This window comes from Sphingomonas sp. Leaf28 (assembly GCF_001421685.1).
Taxonomy (GTDB): domain Bacteria; phylum Pseudomonadota; class Alphaproteobacteria; order Sphingomonadales; family Sphingomonadaceae; genus Sphingomonas; species Sphingomonas aurantiaca.
In genome coordinates, this window is the sequence record NZ_LMKX01000001.1 from 837,235 (window position 1) to 857,976 (window position 20,742).

The following is a 20,742-nucleotide window of genomic DNA, read 5'->3' on the forward strand; positions in this document are numbered from 1 at the left end:
ACGCGGTGGAGGGGGAGGTCACGGAACAGGCGTTTTCCTGTCCTCCCCCTCCGTCAGGCTGCGCCTGCCACCTCCCCCTGGCGGGGGAGGATTGGGTTTGGCGCGGGCGGCTGCGTTTTATTCCATCGTCAGGACGATCTTCCCGACATGGTCGCCGGCTTCCATCCGCGTGTGCGCGGCGGGGGCGTCGGCGAAGGCGAAGGTCCGGTCGATCACCGGCTTGAGCTTGCCCGCCTCGACATGCGGCCAGACGGTGCGCGCGAGTTCATCGGCGACCAGCGACTTGAACGCGGTATCGCGCGGGCGCAGCGTCGAGCCGGTCAGCGTCAGGCGGCGACGCATGATCTCGAACAGCGGCACCGTCGCGGTCATCCCGCGCTGCACCGCGATCGAGACGTGGCGGCCGTCCTCGGCGAGGCATTGCAGGTTGCGCGGGACATAGTCGCCGCCGACCATGTCGAGCACCGCCGCGACGCCCTTGCCGCCGGTGATCTCCTTGACGCGCTCGACATAATCCTCGGTCTTGTAGTCGATCGCGTGGGTGGCGCCGAGGCTGAGCGCCGCCTCGCACTTGGCCTTCGAGCCCGCGGTGACGATGATGTCGATGCCGAACAGGTTGCACAGCCCGATCGCCATCGTGCCGATGCCGCTGGTGCCGCCATGGACCAGAACGGTATCGCCTTCGGTGGCGTAGGCGCGCTCGAACAGATTGGTCCAGACGGTGAAGAGCGTCTCGGGCATCGCTGCCGCCTCGACCATCGTCAGCGCGTCGGGAACGGGCAGGCACTGGCCGAACGGCGCGACCGCATAGTGCGCATAGGCACCACCGGTGATCAGCGCGCAGACGGTTTGCCCGATCTGCTCGTCGCCGACGCCTTCGCCGACCGCGACGATCGTCCCGGCGATCTCCATGCCGAGAATCGACGGCGCGCCGGGGGGCGGCGGATATTTGCCCATGCGCTGCATCACCTCGGGGCGGTTCACGCCGGCGGCGGCGACCTTGACGAGGACCTCGCCCTGCCCCGGGCGTGGGACCGGGCGGTCGACGAGCACCAGGACGTCGGGACCGCCGGGCTGTTCCGGATCGATCGCCTTCATGACGTCAGGGATAGTCGGGGTAGTCGAAGTGGTGTCGGGTATCGCGGTCATTTGCTCGTCACGTCCCTTTAGATTTCCGCGCCTTATTGACATCCCTCGGGTGCGGGTCAACGTTGCATCCACGATGGACATGGATGACGCCCCCTCCCGTCCCGACGATCTGCTTGACGCACTGGTGCGGCAGGACCTTGATCCGCTGTCGGTCGCCGAGCTCGATGCGCGGATCACCGTGCTGCAGGGCGAGATCGCGCGATGCCAGATCAAGAAGGACCGTGCGGTCAGCCACCGCGCCAGCGCCGACGACCTGTTCAGGCGGTGATCGGCCGGGCCACCGCCATGCGTGCTATATTTAAGCAACGCAGGAACGGACGGGGCCGGGTTCAAGAGGTTGATGCGACCGATATCAGTTCCGACATAGTGGCAAAGGGCCTGCGGTTTCGCGGCCCGACAGGAGTAATGTAAATGCCATCATTTGCACCCGCGCTCGAGACCACGCTGCACAAGGCGCTCGAGGCGGCATCGGCCCGCCGCCACGAATATGCGACGCTCGAGCATCTGCTTCTCGCGCTGATCGACGACGAGCATGCGTCGAAGGTCATGACCGCGTGCAACGTCGAGATCGCCGAGTTGAAGACCACCGTCGCGCAGTATCTCGACAGCGAGCTCGACGCGCTGAAGGTGGATGCGGCGACCGACCCCTCCCCCACCAGCGGATTCCAGCGGGTCGTCCAGCGCGCGATCCTGCACGTCCAGTCCTCGGGCCGCGACGAAGTGACCGGCGCGAACGTGCTCGTCGCGCTGTTCAGCGAGCGCGAGAGCTACGCGGTGTATTTCCTGCAGCAGCAGGACATGAGCCGCCTCGATGCGGTGAGCTTCATCAGCCACGGCGTCGGCAAGGGCGGCCAGCAGCCGACCGAAGCCTCGACGCCCAAGGGTGCAGACGACGAGAAGCCGGCCAAGGGACAGGAGAAGGGCAAGACGGAAAGCGCGCTCAAGCAATTCACGGTCGACCTCAACGAGAAGGCAAAGGCGGGCAAGGTCGATCCCCTGATCGGGCGCGGACCGGAGGTGGATCGGACGATCCAGATCCTGTGCCGCCGGTCGAAGAACAACCCGCTCTATGTCGGTGATCCCGGCGTGGGCAAGACTGCGATTGCCGAAGGCTTGGCGCGGAAGATCGTCGAGGGCGACGTGCCCGACGTGCTGCTGCCCGCGATCATCTACTCGCTCGACATGGGCGCGTTGCTCGCCGGCACGCGGTATCGCGGCGACTTCGAGGAGCGGCTTAAGGCGGTCGTCAACGAGCTCGAGAAGCTGCCAGACGCGGTGCTGTTCATCGACGAGATCCACACCGTGATCGGTGCCGGCGCGACGAGCGGCGGCGCGATGGATGCGTCGAACCTGCTCAAGCCGGCGCTCAGCGGCGGCACGATCCGGTGCATCGGCTCGACGACGTACAAGGAGTTCCGCAACCACTTCGAGAAGGACCGCGCGCTGCTGCGGCGCTTCCAGAAGATCGACGTGAACGAGCCGACGATCGAGGACACGATCAAGATCCTGGCGGGTCTGCGGTCGGCGTTCGAGGATCACCACAACGTCAAGTACACCCCCGACGCGATCAAGTCGGCGGTGGAGCTGTCGGCGCGGTACATCAACGATCGGAAACTGCCCGACAAGGCGATCGACGTGATCGACGAGGTCGGCGCGATGCAGATGCTGGTGGCGCCGAACAAGCGCAAGAAGACGATCACCCCCAAGGAGATCGAGCAGGTCATCGCGACGATGGCGCGCATCCCGCCAAAGTCGGTGTCGACCGACGACAAGTTGGCGCTCGCCACGCTCGAGACGGATCTGAAGCGCGTGGTGTTCGGGCAGAATGCGGCGATCGAGAAGCTGAGCTCGGCGATCAAGCTGGCGCGGGCAGGCCTGCGCGAGCCCGAGAAGCCGATCGGCAACTATCTGTTCACCGGCCCGACGGGTGTCGGCAAGACCGAAGTCGCCAAGCAGCTCTCGACGATCCTGGGCATTCCGCTCCAGCGGTTCGACATGTCCGAATATATGGAGCGGCATTCGGTCAGCCGTCTGATCGGTGCGCCCCCGGGCTATGTCGGGTTCGACCAGGGCGGTCTGCTGACCGATGCGGTCGACCAGAACCCGCATTGCGTATTGCTGCTCGACGAGATCGAGAAGGCGCATCCGGACCTGTTCAACATCCTGTTGCAGGTGATGGATAACGGGCGGCTGACCGACCAGCACGGCAAGTCGGTCGACTTCCGCAACGTCATCCTGATCATGACGACCAATGCGGGCGCGAGCGACATGGCGCGCGAGACGGTCGGCTTCGGCAACCTCACGCGTGAGGGCGAGGACGAGCAGGCGGTGCAGAAGATGTTCACGCCCGAGTTCCGCAACCGCCTCGATGCGGTGGTGCCGTTCGGATACCTGCCGACCGAGGTGGTGGCGCGCGTCGTCGACAAGTTCATCCTCCAGCTCGAACTCCAGCTGGCGGACCGCGGCGTGCACATCATGCTCGACGAGGAGTCGAAGGCGTGGCTGACGACCAAGGGCTATGACAAGCTGTACGGCGCACGCCCGATGGGTCGCCTGATCCAGGAGAAGATCAAGCAGCCGCTCGCCGAGGAACTGCTGTTCGGAAAGCTGGTCCATGGCGGCGAGGTGACGGTGAAGATGAAGGACGGCGCATTGTCGTTCGCGATCGAGCCCGCCGCGCCAAAGAAGCCCAAGAAGAAGGGCAAGGTGGAGACCGTCGACGCGAAGTAAGCGCGGCTTGACGGTGTGAGACATGGCCCGCCGCCGGAGCGATCCGGCGGCGGGCTTTTTCTTGGGTGCGGCCCCGGGGTCGACCGATCGAGCGCTGAATCTGCCCGCGTTTACCGTTAATTCGCGAAGCTCCGCTAAAATAGTCTCATGGACCGCTTGGCATGGCTGCGATGGACGATCGGTGCGCTCGCGCTGATGCTTGGTCTTTCGCTCGCCCTTCCCGTCACCGCGACCACCGGCACGCCGTTGTCGGTGTGCATCCGGCCGGTGCTGGCCGGACAGACGCCGGCCGCGCTGTTCGCGCAGCCGGCCGGGTTCGATTGCACCACCGCGCAGACCAAATTCGGCGGCGGCGACTTCTGGATCCTGTCGCAGCGGCTGCCCGCGATCGCCGCGGGCGACCATGATCCTACCGTCCGGATCGGCAGCACCTGGGTGCACCGGGTGACGTTGTACGTGCTGTATGCGGACGGATCGATCCGCCGCAGCGGCTTCACCTCGCGCACCGCGGGCCGGTTGCTCGGGCTCGGCGCGGTGATCGTCCAGCCGGTCCCGCGGCACGACGTCGCCCCCGTCCGGCTGCTCTGGCATCTGGAGGGCGCGGCGAACCTGCGCGGGCTGATCCTGGGCCCCGCGCTTGCGGCGCATGCGCAGAGCGACACGACCGAAATCCTGCTCGCCGCGCTGTATGGCGCGTTCGGTGGCATGGCGATCGCGCTGATCGTCTATAATTTCGCCCTGTGGGGCGCGCTGCGGCAGGCGTTCCAGCCTGCGTATTGCCTGCTCGTGCTGTGCCTGCTCGCCTATGCGCTGACCTCGTCGGGTGCGCTCGGGCAGATGCTGCCGATGCTCGACAATAACGATCGCCAGCGGTTCAACGCGCTGTTCCTCGCCGCGTCCGCCGCCGCCGCGTTGCTGTTCGCGCGCACCTTCTTCGAGCGCGCGGTGTTCAGCGGGTGGCTGCGGCCTGCGAGCACGGTCGTGATGGCCGCTTTGATGACCACGGGCCTCGCCTGGGCGGCGCTGGCGCCGTGGCAGTTCCACTTGCTCGACCGGTTGCTGGCAGGCGCGTATCTCGCGCTGCTGGTGCTGATCCCCGCCGTCCTGATCCAGGCCTGGCGCGTGCGGAGCAATTTCCTGTGGCTGTTCGCGCTGGCCTGGGGCGTGCCGATCGCGGTCGCCGCGCTGCGCGTCGCCAACGCGTTCGACCTGTTCGGCTGGAGCCTGTGGCTCGACAATTCGACGATCCTGTCGATGGCGCTCGAATCGATGCTGTCGAGCATGGCGATCGCGTACCGGATCCGGTTGCTGAGCGTCGAGCGCGACACCGCGCGCGCGCAGGAGATCGCCGCGCGGCTGCTGGCCGATACCGAACCGTTGACGGGCCTGCTCAACCGCCGCGCGTTCCTGAACCGCGCGATCGGCCGGCCGGGCGACCAGGTGCTGATGATCGCCGATGTCGACCACTTCAAGCGGGTCAACGACCTGATCGGGCATGACGGCGGCGACGAGGTGCTGCGCGTCGTCGCCCGCGCGCTGCACAATTCGGTGCCGCCCGATTCGCTCGTCGCGCGGATCGGCGGCGAGGAATTCGCGATCCTGTTCGATGCGACCAACGCGGTCGACCCTGCCGCGGTGCTCGAGCGCGTGCGCGGCCAGCGGATGCCGTTCGATATCGTCGTGACCGCGAGCATCGGCACCTGCACCGGGCCGCTGATGCACGAGACCGACTGGAAGCATCTGTACCACTGCGCCGACCGTGCGCTGTTCGCGGCGAAGGCGGCGGGACGCGACTGCGCGCGTGCGGCCCCGACCGCGCGGATCGCGGCCTGACCGGCGCGCGCCGCGGTCGGCTTTGCACCCGGCTTGTCGGCGGCGGCGATTTGCGACATGGTCGCGCGCCTGCCCGGGGGGGCATGGGCCGGGGGGACACGGGATGCGCAATCACAAGGGGACGCTGCTGATCGCGGGGCTGGTCGCGCTGACCGCGCTGGCGGTGCGCCATCCGACGATCGACGTCCAGCTGGTGACCCACGACTCGCGCGACCCGTCGCCGCACCGGATGCAGGCGGCGGTCGACCTCGGGCTGGTCGGTATCTCGGTGCTCTACACATGGACCGTCAGCCGCCTGCGCTGATTGGCCGCGTGTTCCCACGGGCGATCCTTGGCCCGCGTCCTTGACCCCCATCGCGTGCCTGCGCCATAGCGACGGACATGGACACGCCGATCGAAGACCTCGCGTTCGAGGATGCACTGAAGGAACTCGAGCTCATCGTCGGGAAGCTGGAGAGCGGCGACACGCCGCTGCAGCAGGCGATCGAGCTGTACGAGCGCGGCAACAAGCTGCGCCAGCGTTGCGCCGACCGGCTCGATGCGGCGCAGGCGCGGATCGAGGCGATCCGGCTCGATGCCGACGGCAAGCCCGCGGGCGTTCGCCCGTTCGCGGCGGGCTGACGCGGTGAGCGCGATGCCCCTCACGCTCGACGCCGCGCTCGCCGACGTCGCAGCCGAGATCGACCGGCAGTTCGACCAGCTGCTGGCGATCCCCGACGATCCGCGCGCCGACCTGTACCGCGCGATGCGGCACGCGGCGATCGGTGGAGGCAAGCGACTGCGCCCGTTGCTGGTCTTCGCGACCGCCAACCTGTTCGACGTCGCGCGCGAATGTTCCGCGCGGGCGGCGACCGCGCTCGAGGCGATCCACGTCTATTCGCTGATCCACGACGATTTGCCGTCGATGGACAATGACGACATGCGCCGCGGCAAGCCGACCGTGCACAAGATGTTCGACGAGGCGACCGCGATCCTGGCGGGCGATTGCCTGCATGCGCTGGCGTTCGAGGTGCTGGCGGATCCGGCGACGCACGCCGATCCTTTCGTGCGGATCGAGCTGGTCCTCGACCTGGCGCGCGCGGCCGGCCCGAACGGCATGGCGGGCGGCCAGATCATGGACATCGAGGCGGAGACGACGCGCTTCGACCTGAACACCGTCACGCGGTTGCAGCAGATGAAGACGGGCGCGCTGATCTCCGCCTCGGTCGAGGCGGGTGCGATCCTGGGGCGGCTGCCGCCCGAGGGCCGGGTGGGCTTGCGCGGCTATGCGCACGACCTGGGGCTCGCGTTCCAGATCGCCGACGACCTGCTCGATGCCGAGGGCGACGAGGCGGTCGCGGGCAAGAAGCTGCGCAAGGACGAGGTCGCCGGCAAGGAGACGTTCCTGTCACTGCTGGGCCCCGAGCGCGCGCGCGAACAGGCGCGGATGCTGGTCGACCAGGCGATCGCGCATCTGCACAGCTACGGCAAGGAAGCCGATCTGCTACGCGACATTGCGCGCTTCGTGCTCGAACGCGACCGCTAAGCGCATCACCGGGAGCTCAACATGACCGCACGCATTGGTGTCTATCCGGGCACGTTCGATCCGGTCACGCTGGGCCATATGGACATCATCCGGCGCGGCGCGAAGCTGGTCGACCGGCTGGTGATCGGGGTGACGACCAACCCGTCCAAGTCGCCGATGTTCACGATCGAGGAGCGGATGGCGACGGTGCGCCGCGAGGTCGCGGGGATCGGCGGTGACATCCAGGTCGTCGCGTTCGATTCGCTGCTGATGGACTTTGCCGAGCGCCAGGGGGCGAAGGTGATCGTCCGCGGCCTGCGCGCGGTGGCGGACTTCGAATATGAATATCAGATGGCGGGGATGAACCAGCAGATCAATCCGCGCGTCGAGACGGTGTTCCTGATGGCCGACGTCGCGCTGCAGCCGATCGCGAGCCGGCTGGTCAAGGAAATCGCGCTGTACGGCGGCAACATCGCCAAGTTCGTGCCCGAGGCGGTCTGCGCCGACGTGGTGGCGCGGGTCGAGAAGATCGGCCGCAAGGGCAGCTGAGCCCTTCGCAGCTAAGCCGGGCGGCGTATCGATCCCGCGGACGGGATCGATACGTCCGGCAATCCTACTTCCCGAACCCGGTCGGTGCGGGCGAGACGACGCTGGTCGTGCCGCCGCGGATCTCCTTCACCTCCAGCGCGCGCTCGGCGACATTGTCTCGGCCGAAGCGGAACGCGCCATCGATGCCGGCAAAGCCGTCGCCGTCGCGCAGGCGGTTGACCGGGAACGGCGTGCCGGGCTTCCAGTCGCGCGCGATGCGGACCGTGAGCAGCACCGAGTCATAGCCTAGGCTCGACAGGCGGTACGGCCCTGCGCCGAAGCGGGCGCGGTATTTGGCGGCATATTGGCGGTAGAGCGTGTCCGAGACGCTGGCGTACCAGGCGCCCGACAATGCGGGCTTGGTGGCGATGCCGGTGTCCGAATTCCAGAGCTCGGTGCCGAGGATGCGCGTTGCGGCACCGCTGCCGCGCTTCACCATTGCCGCCGCGGTCGCCGCGTTCGCGCCGCTGTCGGCGATCAGCACCGCGTCATACGGGGCCTTCGCCGCGAGCCGCGTGACCGCGCCCGAGACCGCGCCGGGGGCCCGCGCGTAAGTCTGGAGCGAGACGACCTGGCCGCCCGCGCCTTCGACGGCGCGCAGGAACGCGGTCGAGGCGCGCTCGCCGTACAGGCCGTTGGGAACGAGCCCGGCGAAGTTGGTGACGCCGCGTTCGCGCGCGAAATCGACGACGCGCGCAACCGACTGGGTCGGCACATAGCCCATCAGATACGCGCCGTTGCCCGCCACGCCGAGATCGTTGGAGAAGCTGAGCACGGGGATGTTCGCGGCGCGTGCGATCGGCGCGACCGCGCGGACATCGTCGGCGAGCAGCGGCCCGAGGATCAACTGCGCGCCCTCGGCGATCGCGCGCTGCGCGGCGGCGGCGGCGCCGGTCGCGGTGTCGTAGTTGGTGATCCGGACTCGCTGGTTCTGCGTATCGAGCAAGGCCAGCATCGTCGCGTTGGCGATCGAGGTGCCGACGCCGGCGTTGCTGCCCGACAGCGGCACGAGCAGCGCGACGCGGTTGCGCTCGGCATCGCGCGGGATGCCGGTCTCGACGTCGATGCTGGGGCGATCCGCCGGCCGCGTGGTCGGGCGCTGCTGCGATGGCTCGACCGGACCGCGCGGGACGATCGTCTGGCACGCCCCCAGCAGCCCCGCCGCGGCAAGCACCGTCCATCGCCCGAATCGGCGTGCCGATTGCCCTATCGTCGTCGCGTCTGCCATGACCGTCCCCATGAACCCTGAAACTCTTCTCGATCCCGGCCTCTACATCGTCGCGACCCCGATCGGCAATCTTGGCGATCTGTCGCCGCGCGCCGCCGATATCCTCCGGCGCGCCGACGTGATCGCGGTCGAGGACAGTCGCGTGACCGCCGGGCTGCTCCGCCATATCGGCACCAAGACGCCGATGGTGCCGTATCACGATCACAGCGCGGAGGGCGTGCGGCCGGCGCTGATCGCGCGGATGGCGACGCAGGCGGTGGCTCTGGTGTCGGATGCGGGGACGCCGCTGATTTCCGATCCGGGGTTCAAGCTGGTGCGCGACGCGCGCGCGGCGGGGCATCTGGTGGTGACGATCCCGGGGCCGTGCGCCGCGGTCGCCGCGCTGACGCTGGCGGGGTTGCCGACCGATCGCTTCCTGTTCGTCGGCTTCCTGCCGTCGAAGCTGCACGCGCGGGCGGAGGCGATCGCGGAGGTAGCGACGATCCGCGCGACCTTGGTGATGTACGAATCGGGGCCGCGGCTTGGTGCGTGCCTGGCGGCGCTGCTCGAGGGACTTGGCGACCGCGAGGCGGCGGTGACGCGCGAGATCAGCAAGAAGTTCGAGGAGGCGGTGACGGGGACGCTGTCGATGCTCGCCGCGCGCTACGCCGATGCGCCGCCGCGCGGGGAGATCGTGATCGTGGTCGCGCCGCCGGGCGAGGCACCGCCGGCGAGTGCGGAGGACGGCGACGCCGCACTGGCCGAGGCGCTGACGCGGCTGTCGACGGGCCAGGCGGCGAGCGAGGTGGCCAAGGCGCTCGGGCTTGATCGCAAGGCGCTGTATGCGCGTGCGCTCGAGCTGAAGGCGAAACCCTGATCGCCCCTCCCGCTTGCGGGAGGGGTCGGGGGAGGGCATGCAACGGTCGTGTCGCCCCCGCCCTCCCCTAACCCCTCCCGCAAGCGGAAGGGGAACACGCAGGACCGACAGGTCGCTGAGGCTGTCGGGCGGCGCGGGGAGCGGCTGGCGGGCTGGTGGCTACGGCTGAAGGGCTGGAGCATCCTCGATCGCCGCGTGCGGACGCCCGCGGGCGAGGTCGACATCGTTGCGCGCAAGGGGACGCTGGTCGCGTTCGTCGAGGTGAAGACGCGCGCGACCGCGGCCGAACTCGACTTTGCGATCGACGAGCGGCGGCTTGCGCGGGTGGCGGCGGCGGCGGAGTATCTGATGCCGCGCTATGCCGCGCCGGGCGACGATATCCGCGTCGACGTGATCCTGCTCGCGCCGGGTACGCGGCCTCGGCATATCGAGAATGCTTGGATCGGATAGGGGGGCTCTCCGGCGGCCCACTTTCCTCCGTCATCCTGACGAAAGTCAGGATCCAGGGTAACTCTGGGCATCCCCGTTTGGCTCTGGATCCTGACTTTCGTCAGGATGACGAGGGAGTGGGTGACAGGGCGTGGGTGCCGGAAGCGGCGTGACGAGGCGTGGATGACGGAAGGGGGCGTGGGTGACTGGGTGACTTCGCGGCCCCGCGCTCCTACATGCGCTCGATCGCATAGAAGGAAGACGCATGAGCCTCACCGTCGCCGTCCAGATGGACCCGCTCGACAGCATCAACATCGCGGGCGATTCGAGCTTTGCGCTGATGCTGTCGGCGCAGGAGCGTGGGCATCGCCTCTTCCATTATGCCGCCGAGGACCTGAACTATCGCGACGGCCGCGTGTGGGCGAAGGCGCATCCGGTGACCGTCCAGCGCGTCGTCGGCGATCATTTCTCGGTCGGCGAGGCGGTCGACCTCGACCTTGGTGACGAGGCGGACGTGGTGCTGATGCGGCAGGATCCGCCGTTCGATCTCGGCTACATCACGGCGACGCACCTGCTCGAGCGGATCGCGCACAAGACGTTGGTCGTGAACGATCCCGCGCAGGTGCGGAATGCGCCTGAAAAGGTGTTCGTGCTCGATTATCCGCAGTTCATGCCGCCGACGCTCGTCACGCGCAGCCTCGACGAGGCGCGGAAGTTCCTCGCCGAGCATGGTGCGATCGTCATCAAGCCGCTCCACGGCAATGGCGGCAAGGCGATCTTCAAGGTCGAATCGGACGGCGCCAACCTGTCGGCGCTGATGGAGGTGTTCAACATGACGTGGCGCGAGCCGCACATGGTGCAGGCGTTCCTCCCCGACGTGGCGAAGGGCGACAAGCGGATCGTGCTGGTCGACGGCGAGATTGCGGGCGCGATCAACCGGTTGCCGGGCGAAGGCGAGATCCGCTCCAACCTCGCGGTCGGCGGATCGGCGGAGAAGACCGAGCTGACCGACAAGGAACGCGAGATCTGCGCGGTGCTCGGGCCGGAGCTCAAGAAGCGCGGGCTGTTGTTCGTCGGGATCGACGTGATCGGGGGCACGTGGCTGACCGAGATCAACGTGACCTCGCCTACGGGCATCGTCGCGATTGGGACGTTCGATGGGACCGATGTTGCTGGCATGATCTGGGATGCGATCGAGGCGAAGGTGGCCGCGCGGTAGGCTCTCCCAATACACCACCCCGGCGAAGGCCGGGGCCCAATTGGAAAGGTTGCGGTAACGGAGCGCGACCGTTCGCCACGACCGTCCCCCAATTGGGCCCCGGCCTCCGCCGGGGGGGGGGGCGAACTGGGGGGCCGTGTGGAACCCATCCGGCGTCCCGGCAGTATCTGATACCCATGACCGAATTCATCCTCGATCTCATCGCCTGGGGCGGATATTTCGGTATCTTCCTGTTGATGGCGCTCGAGAATATCGTGCCGCCGGTGCCGTCCGAGGTCATCATGGGGCTGGGCGGCATGGCGGTCTCGCGCGGCAATATGAGCGTCGTGCCGCTGATCGCCTGGGGCACCGCGGGCTCGGTCGTCGGCAACTACTTCTGGTATTATATCGGCCGCAACATCGGCTATGAGCGCTTCCGCCCGTTCATCGAGCGCAATGGCCGCTGGCTGACGATGGAATGGTCCGACGTCGAGACGATCCACCGCTTCTTCATGAAGCGCGGCGGCTGGGTAATTTTCGTATTCCGCTTCATGCCGACCTTCCGCACCGTCATCTCGCTGCCCGCGGGGATGACCCGGATGCCGATCTGGCAGTTCGTGATCTGGACCGCGGCGGGCAGCGCGATCTGGAACACGGTGCTGACCTATGCCGGTATCCTGCTCGGCTCGCATTTCTCGCAGCTCGACCGCTATGTCGGCCCGGTCGCGGTGGCGACGTTCGTCGTGATCTTCATCGGCTATGGCTGGCGCGTGATGACCTGGAAGCCCAAGGGCTAGGCACGTACGTCAGCCGTGCGGATGCGCGTTGCGGTAGACGTCCATCAGATGCGCGGCATCGACCTGCGTATAGACCTGCGTCGAGCTGAGGCTGGCATGCCCCAGTAGCTCCTGTAGCGCGCGCAGGTCGGCGCCGCGGCCCAGCAGGTGGGTCGCAAAGCTGTGGCGGAGCGCATGCGGCGTCGTCCGGTCGCCCAAGCCAAGCCGGGTGCGCGCGGCCTGGACCGCGCGACGGATCATCACCGGCGAGAGCGCGCCCCCCTTGGCGCCACGAAACAGCGGTTCGTCGCGTGCGATGGCCCAGGGCGCCTGCGCGACATAGGCGTCGATCGCGGCGCGGACCTGCGGCAACAGCGGGACGACTCGCGTCTTGGCACGCTTGCCCGTCACGCGGAGCGTCTCGCCGAGCGGCAGGATGTCACCGTGCAGCGTCAATGCCTCGCCGATGCGGAGTCCTGCCCCGTACAGCAACAGCAGCACCGCCCAGTCGCGCGCGCCGATCCACGGCTCGGCGGCGTCGTCGGCCACCTCCTCCGCGAGCGCCATGGCGTCGGCGGGCGAGATCGGCCTGGGCACGCCGGTCTTCACGCGCGGGCCCCGCATCCGCGGTTGCTCGGCCTCCGCATTCGCCCAGGCGAGGAAGCCGCGCAGCGCGGACACTTCGCGCGCCGCCGACGCATTGCCCAGGCCGTGCTCGCGGCGATCGGCGAGATAGGCGCGCAGGTCGGATGCGGTGACGCGCGCCAGATCGGCCCGGTCGATGCGCGCGCCCCAATGCACCTGGAGGAACGCGGTCAGCCGCTCGGCGGTCGCGCGATAGGCGCGAATCGTGTGCTCGGAGCGACGCCGATCGCGCGCCAGATGCTCGCTCCAGAGCATCGAGGACGGCCTGTTGTAAGAATCAATATCATCGGATGCCGATGCATCCTGCCGCGCCACGGCAGGCGGCGGCGGTGTGGGGGGAGTGGTGGGGGGGCGCATGCATGGACAGTATCCGCTGGAACCGGCAAAGAAAATTAACGCCCTCACATTATTAGAAAACCCATGTCTTCAGCACTGCCCACGGCCGATATGTTCGCGGACGAGACACGACGGTTGGCCGCCCTTCATGCGCTCGCGTTGCTCGATAGCGAACCCGAGCGCGAGTTCGACGCGCTGGTCGCGCTGGCGGCGGACATGCTCAATTGCCCGACCGCGATGCTGACGCTGGTCGATACCGACCGGCTGTGGATCAAGGCGTCGACCTCGGGCGAGCAGAGCGAGATCGCGCGCGATGTCGGGATGTGCACGCAAACGATCCGGGGCAGCGACCCGTTGGTCATCGACGATCTCGCGCTCGACCCGCGGTTCGATGCGAACCCGATGGTCGCCGCCCGGGACGGCCTGCGCTTCTATGCAGGCGCCCCGATCCACGCGGTCGACGGCGAGGGCGAACGGCATGCGATCGGCGCGCTGTGCGTCGTCGATACCACACCGCGCAGCATGAGCGACGCGGGCCGCCGTGCACTCCAGCATCTCGCGACGCTCGCCGAGACGACGATCGCGGCGCGGGCCGCCGCGTCCAAGGCGCTCGAAATCGCCACCACCGCGGACCGCCAGGCCGCGGCGCTCGCGCGGCAGGACCGGATCTTCCGCCAGGCGGAGCGGATGGCGGCGTTCGGATCGTGGCGGGTGGACTTCGCGGACGACCGGCTCGAATGGTCGGACGGCGTCTATCATATCTACGGCCTGCCGATGTCGGTCCGCCCGACGATGACGACCGCGATGGACTTCTATCCGCCGCATGCGCGTGCGGAGATCGATGCCGGGCTGGCGCGCGCGATCGAGACCGGCGAGCCGCTCGATATCGAGGTCGATTTCACGACTGCGCAGGGCGAGCAGCGCCGGGTCCGCGTGATGGGCGAATGCGAGGGACGGGGCGAAGGCGGCAAGCCGGCGGCGCTGGTGGGCGTGTTCCAGGACGTGACCGAACGCCACGCGCTCGAACTGACGCTGCGCCGGACCGCGGACACCGATTCGCTGACGGGAATCGCCAACCGTGCCGCGTTCGATCGCGCGCTGGATGCGGCGATGCTGCGCGCACACCGGCAGGGCACGCCGCTGTTGCTGGCGCTGATCGATCTCGACGGGTTCAAGGCGATCAACGACACGCTCGGCCATACCGCGGGCGACGACGTGCTGCGCGGGGTCGGTCGCGTGCTCGAGGCGCCGTGGCTGAAGGGCAGCTTTGCCGCGCGGCTGGGCGGGGACGAGTTTGCGGTGATCGTCGACGATCCGGGGCTCGCCGCGTCGATGGGCCATGTCTGCCGGCGGCTGGAGGAGACGCTGCGGTTTCCGATCGCGATGGGCGGGCTGGCGATGGTCAGCGCCGGCACGGTCGGCGTCGCGATGCTCGACCAAGATTGCCATACGACGCGCGATTTCGTCCACCGGGCCGACACGATCCTCTACCAGGCCAAGCGCGAGCGCGTCGGCGAGCGTCGGCGGTCAGCCGCCTAGGCTGCCACCCGAGGCTGCCCGACAGGCCGTGGTGCGCAAGGCGGTTCACGCGGCGGCGATCTGCCCCCATATACGCACCCGATGTCGTCTCGTGCCCGTGTCCTGATCCTCAACGCTGCCCTCGGGCCGCTCGACTACCGCGTGCCTGCCGGCATGGAGGTCGGGCCGGGCTCGATCGTCGTCGCGCCGCTCGGGCCGCGGCAATTGCTCGGCGTGGTGTGGGAGGCGGAGCGGATGCCGTCGGAGGCGGAGGTCGGCGACAACCGGCTGCGCAACCTGCTCGCGGTGGCCGACGTGCCGCCGCTGGGGGCACCGCTGCGGCGGCTGGTCGAGTGGACCGCGGACTATTATCTCGCGCCCGCCGCGTCGGTGTTGCGGATGACGCTGGCGTCGACCTCGGCGCTGGAGGGTGCGCGGACCGCGGTCGAGTATCGGTCGACCGGTGTCGTGCCGCCGCGGCTTACCCCGCAGCGCGAGCAGGCGCTGGAGCGGATCGGCGACCGGCAAGGCCTGATCCGCGAACTCGCCACGCTCGCCGAGGTCAGCGATGCGGTGATCCGGGGGCTGGTGAAGGTCGGTGCGATCGAGGCGGTCGAGGTCAGCATCGACGTCCCCTACCCCGTCCCCGATCCGGTGCATCACGAGCCGACGCTGTCCGACGACCAGCGTGCGGCGGCGGATGCGCTGGTGGCCGGGGTCGCCGAACATGCCTTCCATCCGACCTTGCTCGACGGCGTGACCGGTTCGGGCAAGACCGAGGTGTATTTCGAGGCGGTCGCGCAGGCGATCCGCGACGGGCGACAGACGCTGGTGCTGCTCCCCGAGATCGCGCTGACCGAGCCGTTTCTCAAGCGCTTCCACGACCGGTTCGGGTGCGAGCCGGTCGCGTGGCATTCGGGGCTGCGCTCGACACAGCGGCGTCGTGCGTGGCGCGCGATCGCGAGCGGCGAGGCGCTGGTAACGGTGGGCGCGCGCTCGGCGCTGTTCCTGCCGTATCGCGACCTCGGGCTGATCGTCGTCGACGAGGCGCACGAGACGAGCTTCAAGCAGGAAGAGGGCGTGCATTATCATGCACGCGACGTCGCGGTGATGCGCGGCAAGTTCGAGGGGTGCCCGGTCATCCTCGCGTCGGCGACGCCGGCGATCGAGACGCGGCAACAGGTCGCGACCGGACGCTATGCCGAGCTGAAACTGCCCGGCCGGTTCGGCGTCGCGGAGATGCCGACGATCGAGCCGATCGACCTGATCAAGGATCCGCCCGAGCGCGGCCGATGGCTGGCGCCCAAGCTGGTCAAGGCGATGCAGGCGACGCTGGAGCGGCGCGAGCAGTCGCTGCTGTTCCTCAACCGGCGCGGCTATGCGCCGCTGACGCTGTGCCGGACGTGCGGGCACCGGTTCCAGTGCCCGAACTGCACCGCGTGGATGGTCGAGCACCGGCTGACCAACCGGCTCGCGTGCCATCATTGCGGCCATGCCGAGCCGACGCCGCGCGTGTGCCCCGAGTGCAAGGGCGAGGATACGCTCGTTGCCTGTGGGCCGGGGGTCGAGCGGATCGCGGACGAGGTGGCGGCGCTGTTCCCCGAGGCGAAGACGGCGGTGGTGACGTCCGACACGATCTGGTCGCCCGCCAAGGCGTCAGAGTTCGTCGGGCGGATGGAGGCGGGCGATATCGATATCGTCGTCGGCACGCAGCTGGTGACCAAGGGGTATCACTTTCCGAACCTGACGCTGGTCGGGGTGGTCGACGCCGATCTGGGGCTCGACGGCGGCGATCTGCGGGCGGCGGAGCGGACGTTCCAGCAGATCCGGCAGGTGTCTGGACGCGCGGGGCGTGGCGAGAAGCCGGGACACGTTTTCATCCAGACGCATAGTCCGGGCGCGCAGGTGATGCAGGCGCTGATCACCGGCGATGCGGATGCGTTCTATGCGGCGGAGACCGACGCGCGCAAGGATGCGGGGGCGCCGCCGTTCGGGCGCTATGCGGCGATCGTGGTGTCGTCGGAGGACCAGAAATGTGCGCACGAGACCGCCAAGCTGGTCGGGCGGAGTGCGCCCGAGGTCGAGGGGATGCACGTCTATGGGCCGGCCCCTGCCCCGCTGGCTATGCTGCGCGGGCGGCACCGGTATCGGCTGCTGGTCCACGCCAAGCGTGCGCTCGACGTGCAGGATGTCATCCGCGAGTGGCTCGGGAAGCTGGACTGGCCGTCCAAGGCGCGGGTGACGGTGGACGTCGACCCGTATAATTTCCTGTAGCGGCTGGGGAATCATTTCCCCTGGAGAGCGCCGCAAATGTGGGAGCGCCTCCACCCCGGCGAAGGCCGGGGCCCAATTGGCAAGGTAGAGGTAATGGAGCGGGGTGCGCATCATCGGCCTTCCCCACTTGGACCCCGGCCTTCGCCGGGGTGGTGGAGACAGAAGGCGTGTTCACCCGCGAAGGCGGATGTCCAGACTGGGTCCCCGCTTTCGCGGGGACACACTCTTTTTAGGTAAGCTTACTCGCCCGCGTGCTCGGCCAGCACGGTCAGACCCTTGGCGTTGACCTCGGCGAAACCACCGCGGATCGCGATCGTCTCGGGCGTGCTGTTCTGCGTGCGATACACCTGCACGCCGCCGTCGCGAACCGTCGACATGAACGGCGCATGGCCTTCCAGCACGCCGAAATCGCCTTCGGTGCCGGGGACGACGACCATGTAGACCTCCTCCGAGCGGACGAGCTTTTCTGGCGTGACGAGTTCGAAGTGCAGCATCTTATTCGCCTTCTCCCTCTCCCCGTCGGGGAGAGGGTCGGGGTGAGGGGCAGTACCGGGCGGGAGCGCTTGTGGCGGCCCCTCACCCCAACCCTCTCCCCGGAGGGGAGAGGGAGCTAGAAGCGCTTAGGCTTCCGCGGCCATCTTTTCGGCCTTGGCGACGGCTTCGTCGATGCCGCCGACCATGTAGAATGCGCTCTCGGGCAGGTGATCATACTCGCCCTCGACGACCGCCTTGAATGAGCGGACGGTGTCCTCGAGCTGGACGAACTTGCCGCTGATGCCGGTGAAGACCTCGGCGACGTGGAACGGCTGGCTCAGGAACTTCTGGATCTTCCGCGCACGCTGCACGGTGAGCTTATCCTCTTCCGACAGCTCGTCCATGCCCAGGATCGCGATGATGTCCTGCAGCGACTTGTACTTCTGCAGCGTCGACTGGACCGCACGCGCGGTGTCGTAATGCTCCTGGCCGACGACGCGTGGCTCGAGCAGACGCGAGGTCGAATCGAGCGGATCGACCGCCGGGTAGATGCCCAGCTCGGAGATCGCACGGTTGAGGTTGGTCGTCGCATCGAGATGCGCGAACGACGTCGCAGGCGCCGGATCGGTAAGATCGTCGGCCGGCACGTACACGGCCTGCACCGAGGTGATCGAGCCCTTGTTCGTGGACGTAATGCGCTCCTGCAGCGCGCCCATGTCGGTCGACAGCGTCGGCTGATAGCCCACGGCCGACGGAATACGGCCGAGCAGTGCAGACACCTCTGCGCCCGCCTGCGTGAAGCGGAAGATGTTGTCGACGAAGAACAGCACGTCCTGGCCTTCGACGTCGCGGAAATACTCAGCGATCGTCAGGCCCGACAGAGCGACGCGTGCGCGTGCGCCTGGCGGCTCGTTCATCTGGCCGAATACGAGCGCGACCTTCGAGCCTTCCGACTGCGGATTGCCGTCGGCATCCTTGGCGATGACGCCCGCGTCGAGGAACTCGTGGTACAGATCGTTACCCTCGCGGGTACGCTCGCCGACGCCCGCGAACACCGAGGTGCCGCCGTGACCCTTGGCGATGTTGTTGATCAGTTCCTGGATCAGCACGGTCTTGCCGACGCCGGCGCCACCGAACAGGCCGATCTTGCCGCCCTTTGCATAGGGTGCGAGCAGATCGATAACCTTGATGCCGGTGACCAGGATCGCGCTCTCGGTCGACTGGTCGACGAACAACGGTGCCGAGGCATGGATCGGTGCGGTCGTCTCTGCGCCGACGGGGCCACGCTCGTCGATCGGCTCGCCGATGACGTTGAGGATGCGGCCGAGCGTCTTCGGGCCGACGGGGACGCGGATCTGCGAGCCGGTGTCGGTGACGGTCTGGCCGCGGGTGAGACCCTCGGTCGCGTCCATCGCGATCGTGCGCACGGTGTTCTCGCCGAGATGCTGGGCGACCTCGAGCACGAGCCGGTTACCGTTATTGTCGGTTTCGAGCGCCGACAGAATGGCGGGCAGGTTGTCGGGGAAATGCACGTCGACGACGGCACCGATGACCTGCGAGATGCGGCCGGTGTTGTTCGTGGCCTTCGAGCTGCCCTCGGTCGGGCGGATGTCTTCAGCGGCGGTTGCCATCACACTATCCTTGGGTCTTGTTGTTGGCCGGGCTGGTAGCCGGAGAACGGGTAAAAGTCACGTCCACGCGCGCCGGCGTGGTGTTGGTAGCAGGGACGATCGCGACCGTGGCGGGCGCCGCATCGAGCGGTTGCCCGAGGCGGATCGCGCGCAACAGGTCGGGCGATGCCTTGATCTTAAAGCGGCCCAGAAACTCGCCGACGGTCTGCGCGAGCCGCATCCGGGCGGTGGTCGCGTCGACCGGATCGGTCAGCGACAACGCATAGGTCACGGTGTCGATCGACTCGACGCTCTTGCCGGCGACGACGACGGAGGTCGTGTTCGGCGCCTTGGCGTTCGAGTTGGAGAACATCCGCGGCTGGCCGGTGGCGATGAAGCCCTCGCCCTTTGCCGCATAGCCGCCCAGCGCGAAGCCGGCCTGGTTGATCGCGCCGATCGTCTCCTGCGGGGCGGCGAACAGCCGATCCCAGCCCGACAGGCTTGCGACCGACCTGGCCTGCGCCGCCTCCTGCTCGCGCACCGTCGGTGCCGGCTTGCCGCAGCTCACCAACAACGCAGTGCCCACGAACAGGGACGTCAGGGCGACGACGAACTTCATTTAAGCGCTTCGGCACCCGAGATGATCTCGACCAATTCGGTCGTGATCGCGGCCTGACGCGTGCGGTTATACTGGATCGACAGACGCGTGATCATGTCGCCGGCATTGCGCGTGGCGTTATCCATCGCGTTCATGCGGCTGCCCTGCTCCGACGCTGCGTTTTCGAGCAGCGCGCGGAAGATCTGGATCGCGACGTTGCGCGGCAGCAGGTCGGCGAGGATCGCTTCCTCGTCGGGCTCGTACTCGACCACGGCTTCGGCCGGACCGTTCGGCTTGGCTTCCGCACCGGGGGTCGTCGAGATCGGCACAGGAACGATCTGGATCCCGGTCGGGATCTGCACCAGTGCCGACACGAACTTCGAATAGAACAGATGCGCGACGTCGAACTGACCTTCGCCAAAGCGCTTGATCAGGTCTTCGGAGATCTCCTGCGCGTCGCTGAACGCGAGCTTCTTGATTCCGCTCATCTCGTGATCGGCGAGAATGTCGTTCGGGAAGAAGCGCTTGATCACGCGCCCCTTCTTGCCGGCGACATAGAATTTCACGGTCTTGCCGGCCGCGATCAGCTCCTCGGCCTTGCGGCGTGCCGCACGGACGATGTTGGTGTTGAACGCACCCGCCAGGCCACGCTCCGACGTCGCAATGACGATCAGGTGGACCTGGTCCTTGCCGGTCCCGGCCAACAGCGGCGATGCGCCCGGCGCGATGCCGACTCGCCCCGCGAGGCTCGCCATCACCGCTTCGAGCCGCTCCGCATAGGGCCGGCCGGCGACCGCCGCGTCCTGCGCCCGGCGCAGTTTCGCAGCGGCGACCATCTTCATCGCCTTGGTGATCTTCTGCGTCGACTTCACCGAGCCGATGCGGATCTTGAGGGCCTTAAGTGATGCCATCTTCTCTTCCTGCTCCCTCTCCCCTCCGGGGAGAGGGTTGGGGTGAGGGGCTGCCACGGGGGCGGCACCTCGCGGTACTGCCCCT

At 67.9% G+C, this 20,742-nt stretch carries 20 protein-coding genes; 13 read left to right on the forward strand and 7 right to left on the reverse strand.

Annotated features, from left to right (window positions below; translation table 11 throughout):
• Positions 1–117 precede the first annotated feature (117 nt).
• Positions 118–1,149 carry an NAD(P)H-quinone oxidoreductase gene (locus ASE79_RS03920; protein WP_235516735.1) on the reverse strand — a complete coding sequence of 344 codons (1,032 nt, stop codon included), beginning with the start codon at positions 1,147–1,149 and terminating at the stop codon, positions 118–120.
• A 73-nt stretch (positions 1,150–1,222) separates the two neighbouring features.
• On the opposite strand from ASE79_RS03920, the gene ASE79_RS03925 reads away from it, so the two are divergent.
• From ASE79_RS03925 to coaD, 7 genes are all read left to right on the forward strand, one after another.
• Positions 1,223–1,417, forward strand: coding sequence for a DUF1192 domain-containing protein (locus ASE79_RS03925; protein WP_056411943.1), 195 nt, complete (start codon positions 1,223–1,225; stop codon positions 1,415–1,417).
• Between the two features lie 143 nt (positions 1,418–1,560).
• Positions 1,561–3,879 (forward strand): ATP-dependent Clp protease ATP-binding subunit ClpA, encoded by a 2,319-nt coding sequence (gene clpA / locus ASE79_RS03930; RefSeq protein ID WP_056411947.1) that lies wholly within the window; start codon positions 1,561–1,563, stop codon positions 3,877–3,879.
• Between the two features lie 147 nt (positions 3,880–4,026).
• Entirely contained in the window at positions 4,027–5,712 is a 1,686-nt protein-coding gene (locus ASE79_RS03935; RefSeq protein ID WP_056411951.1) for a sensor domain-containing diguanylate cyclase, read from the forward strand.
• 103 nt (positions 5,713–5,815) lie between these two features.
• Positions 5,816–6,016, forward strand: a complete 201-nt coding sequence (locus ASE79_RS03940) for a hypothetical protein (RefSeq protein ID WP_056411953.1) — start codon at positions 5,816–5,818, stop codon at positions 6,014–6,016.
• A gap of 77 nt (positions 6,017–6,093) precedes the next feature.
• Positions 6,094–6,333 (forward strand): exodeoxyribonuclease VII small subunit, encoded by a 240-nt coding sequence (locus ASE79_RS03945; protein WP_056411955.1) that lies wholly within the window; start codon positions 6,094–6,096, stop codon positions 6,331–6,333.
• Between the two features lie 13 nt (positions 6,334–6,346).
• Positions 6,347–7,237 carry a polyprenyl synthetase family protein gene (locus ASE79_RS03950; RefSeq protein WP_107956759.1) on the forward strand — a complete coding sequence of 297 codons (891 nt, stop codon included), beginning with the start codon at positions 6,347–6,349 and terminating at the stop codon, positions 7,235–7,237.
• Positions 7,238–7,258: 21 nt separating this feature from the next.
• A complete protein-coding gene (coaD, locus tag ASE79_RS03955; protein WP_056411962.1) occupies positions 7,259–7,765 on the forward strand; it encodes a pantetheine-phosphate adenylyltransferase in 507 nt (168 codons plus the stop codon).
• A 64-nt stretch (positions 7,766–7,829) separates the two neighbouring features.
• Here the strand turns inward: coaD and ASE79_RS03960 are convergent, their stop codons facing one another.
• Positions 7,830–9,032, reverse strand: coding sequence for a penicillin-binding protein activator (locus ASE79_RS03960; RefSeq protein ID WP_056411965.1), 1,203 nt, complete (start codon positions 9,030–9,032; stop codon positions 7,830–7,832).
• A 10-nt stretch (positions 9,033–9,042) separates the two neighbouring features.
• Here ASE79_RS03960 and rsmI point away from each other — a divergent pair, with 10 nt between their 5' ends.
• The 4 genes from rsmI (at position 9,043) to ASE79_RS03980 (ending at position 12,312) form a co-directional block, all read left to right on the forward strand.
• Complete coding sequence (rsmI, locus tag ASE79_RS03965) at positions 9,043–9,888, forward strand: 16S rRNA (cytidine(1402)-2'-O)-methyltransferase (RefSeq protein WP_156359506.1); 846 nt, start codon at positions 9,043–9,045, stop codon at positions 9,886–9,888.
• Positions 9,889–9,936: 48 nt separating this feature from the next.
• Positions 9,937–10,338, forward strand: a complete 402-nt coding sequence (locus tag ASE79_RS03970; protein ID WP_056411972.1) for a YraN family protein — start codon at positions 9,937–9,939, stop codon at positions 10,336–10,338.
• Between the two features lie 244 nt (positions 10,339–10,582).
• Positions 10,583–11,536, forward strand: a complete 954-nt coding sequence (gene gshB, locus ASE79_RS03975; protein WP_056411975.1) for a glutathione synthase — start codon at positions 10,583–10,585, stop codon at positions 11,534–11,536.
• Between the two features lie 176 nt (positions 11,537–11,712).
• Positions 11,713–12,312 carry a DedA family protein gene (locus ASE79_RS03980; RefSeq protein ID WP_056411978.1) on the forward strand — a complete coding sequence of 200 codons (600 nt, stop codon included), beginning with the start codon at positions 11,713–11,715 and terminating at the stop codon, positions 12,310–12,312.
• 9 nt (positions 12,313–12,321) lie between these two features.
• On the opposite strand, the gene ASE79_RS03985 is transcribed toward ASE79_RS03980, so the two are convergent.
• Positions 12,322–13,191, reverse strand: coding sequence for a tyrosine recombinase XerC (locus ASE79_RS03985; RefSeq protein WP_056411981.1), 870 nt, complete (start codon positions 13,189–13,191; stop codon positions 12,322–12,324).
• A gap of 165 nt (positions 13,192–13,356) precedes the next feature.
• On the opposite strand from ASE79_RS03985, the gene ASE79_RS03990 reads away from it, so the two are divergent.
• A complete protein-coding gene (locus tag ASE79_RS03990; RefSeq protein WP_056411986.1) occupies positions 13,357–14,811 on the forward strand; it encodes a diguanylate cyclase domain-containing protein in 1,455 nt (484 codons plus the stop codon).
• 81 nt (positions 14,812–14,892) lie between these two features.
• Positions 14,893–17,064, forward strand: a complete 2,172-nt coding sequence (locus ASE79_RS03995) for a primosomal protein N' (RefSeq protein WP_056411989.1) — start codon at positions 14,893–14,895, stop codon at positions 17,062–17,064.
• Between the two features lie 239 nt (positions 17,065–17,303).
• Here the strand turns inward: ASE79_RS03995 and ASE79_RS04000 are convergent, their stop codons facing one another.
• From ASE79_RS04000 to ASE79_RS04015, 4 genes are all read right to left on the reverse strand, one after another.
• Positions 17,304–17,558, reverse strand: a complete 255-nt coding sequence (locus tag ASE79_RS04000; RefSeq protein WP_056411992.1) for an ATP synthase F1 subunit epsilon — start codon at positions 17,556–17,558, stop codon at positions 17,304–17,306.
• Between the two features lie 126 nt (positions 17,559–17,684).
• A complete protein-coding gene (atpD, locus tag ASE79_RS04005; RefSeq protein ID WP_056411996.1) occupies positions 17,685–19,169 on the reverse strand; it encodes a F0F1 ATP synthase subunit beta in 1,485 nt (494 codons plus the stop codon).
• A 4-nt stretch (positions 19,170–19,173) separates the two neighbouring features.
• The gene (locus ASE79_RS04010) at positions 19,174–19,767 is read right to left on the reverse strand and encodes a hypothetical protein (protein WP_056411998.1); all 594 of its coding nucleotides are present in this window, start codon (positions 19,765–19,767) and stop codon (positions 19,174–19,176) included.
• Entirely contained in the window at positions 19,764–20,657 is an 894-nt protein-coding gene (locus ASE79_RS04015; RefSeq protein ID WP_056412000.1) for a F0F1 ATP synthase subunit gamma, read from the reverse strand. Before ASE79_RS04015 ends, ASE79_RS04010 begins: the two co-directional genes overlap by 4 nt.
• Between the last annotated feature and the right edge of the window lie 85 nt (positions 20,658–20,742).

Excerpts from the sequence above, each read along its gene's own strand:
- ASE79_RS03990 (WP_056411986.1), top strand. The coding sequence starts at position 13,357 with ATGTCTTCAGCACTGCCCACGGCCGATATGTTCGCGGACGAGACACGA.
- ASE79_RS03935 (WP_056411951.1), top strand. The coding sequence starts at position 4,027 with ATGGACCGCTTGGCATGGCTGCGATGGACGATCGGTGCGCTCGCGCTG.
- ASE79_RS04010 (WP_056411998.1), bottom strand. The coding sequence starts at position 19,767 with ATGAAGTTCGTCGTCGCCCTGACGTCCCTGTTCGTGGGCACTGCGTTG.
- ASE79_RS03945 (WP_056411955.1), top strand. The coding sequence starts at position 6,094 with ATGGACACGCCGATCGAAGACCTCGCGTTCGAGGATGCACTGAAGGAA.
- ASE79_RS04000 (WP_056411992.1), bottom strand. The coding sequence starts at position 17,558 with ATGCTGCACTTCGAACTCGTCACGCCAGAAAAGCTCGTCCGCTCGGAG.
- ASE79_RS03980 (WP_056411978.1), top strand. The coding sequence starts at position 11,713 with ATGACCGAATTCATCCTCGATCTCATCGCCTGGGGCGGATATTTCGGT.
- atpD (WP_056411996.1), bottom strand. The coding sequence starts at position 19,169 with ATGGCAACCGCCGCTGAAGACATCCGCCCGACCGAGGGCAGCTCGAAG.
- ASE79_RS03960 (WP_056411965.1), bottom strand. The coding sequence starts at position 9,032 with ATGGCAGACGCGACGACGATAGGGCAATCGGCACGCCGATTCGGGCGA.
- rsmI (WP_156359506.1), top strand. The coding sequence starts at position 9,043 with ATGAACCCTGAAACTCTTCTCGATCCCGGCCTCTACATCGTCGCGACC.
- ASE79_RS03995 (WP_056411989.1), top strand. The coding sequence starts at position 14,893 with ATGTCGTCTCGTGCCCGTGTCCTGATCCTCAACGCTGCCCTCGGGCCG.
- ASE79_RS03925 (WP_056411943.1), top strand. The coding sequence starts at position 1,223 with ATGGACATGGATGACGCCCCCTCCCGTCCCGACGATCTGCTTGACGCA.
- coaD (WP_056411962.1), top strand. The coding sequence starts at position 7,259 with ATGACCGCACGCATTGGTGTCTATCCGGGCACGTTCGATCCGGTCACG.
- ASE79_RS04015 (WP_056412000.1), bottom strand. The coding sequence starts at position 20,657 with ATGGCATCACTTAAGGCCCTCAAGATCCGCATCGGCTCGGTGAAGTCG.
- ASE79_RS03920 (WP_235516735.1), bottom strand. The coding sequence starts at position 1,149 with ATGACCGCGATACCCGACACCACTTCGACTACCCCGACTATCCCTGAC.
- gshB (WP_056411975.1), top strand. The coding sequence starts at position 10,583 with ATGAGCCTCACCGTCGCCGTCCAGATGGACCCGCTCGACAGCATCAAC.
- ASE79_RS03940 (WP_056411953.1), top strand. The coding sequence starts at position 5,816 with ATGCGCAATCACAAGGGGACGCTGCTGATCGCGGGGCTGGTCGCGCTG.
- ASE79_RS03985 (WP_056411981.1), bottom strand. The coding sequence starts at position 13,191 with ATGCTCTGGAGCGAGCATCTGGCGCGCGATCGGCGTCGCTCCGAGCAC.
- clpA (WP_056411947.1), top strand. The coding sequence starts at position 1,561 with ATGCCATCATTTGCACCCGCGCTCGAGACCACGCTGCACAAGGCGCTC.
- ASE79_RS03950 (WP_107956759.1), top strand. The coding sequence starts at position 6,347 with ATGCCCCTCACGCTCGACGCCGCGCTCGCCGACGTCGCAGCCGAGATC.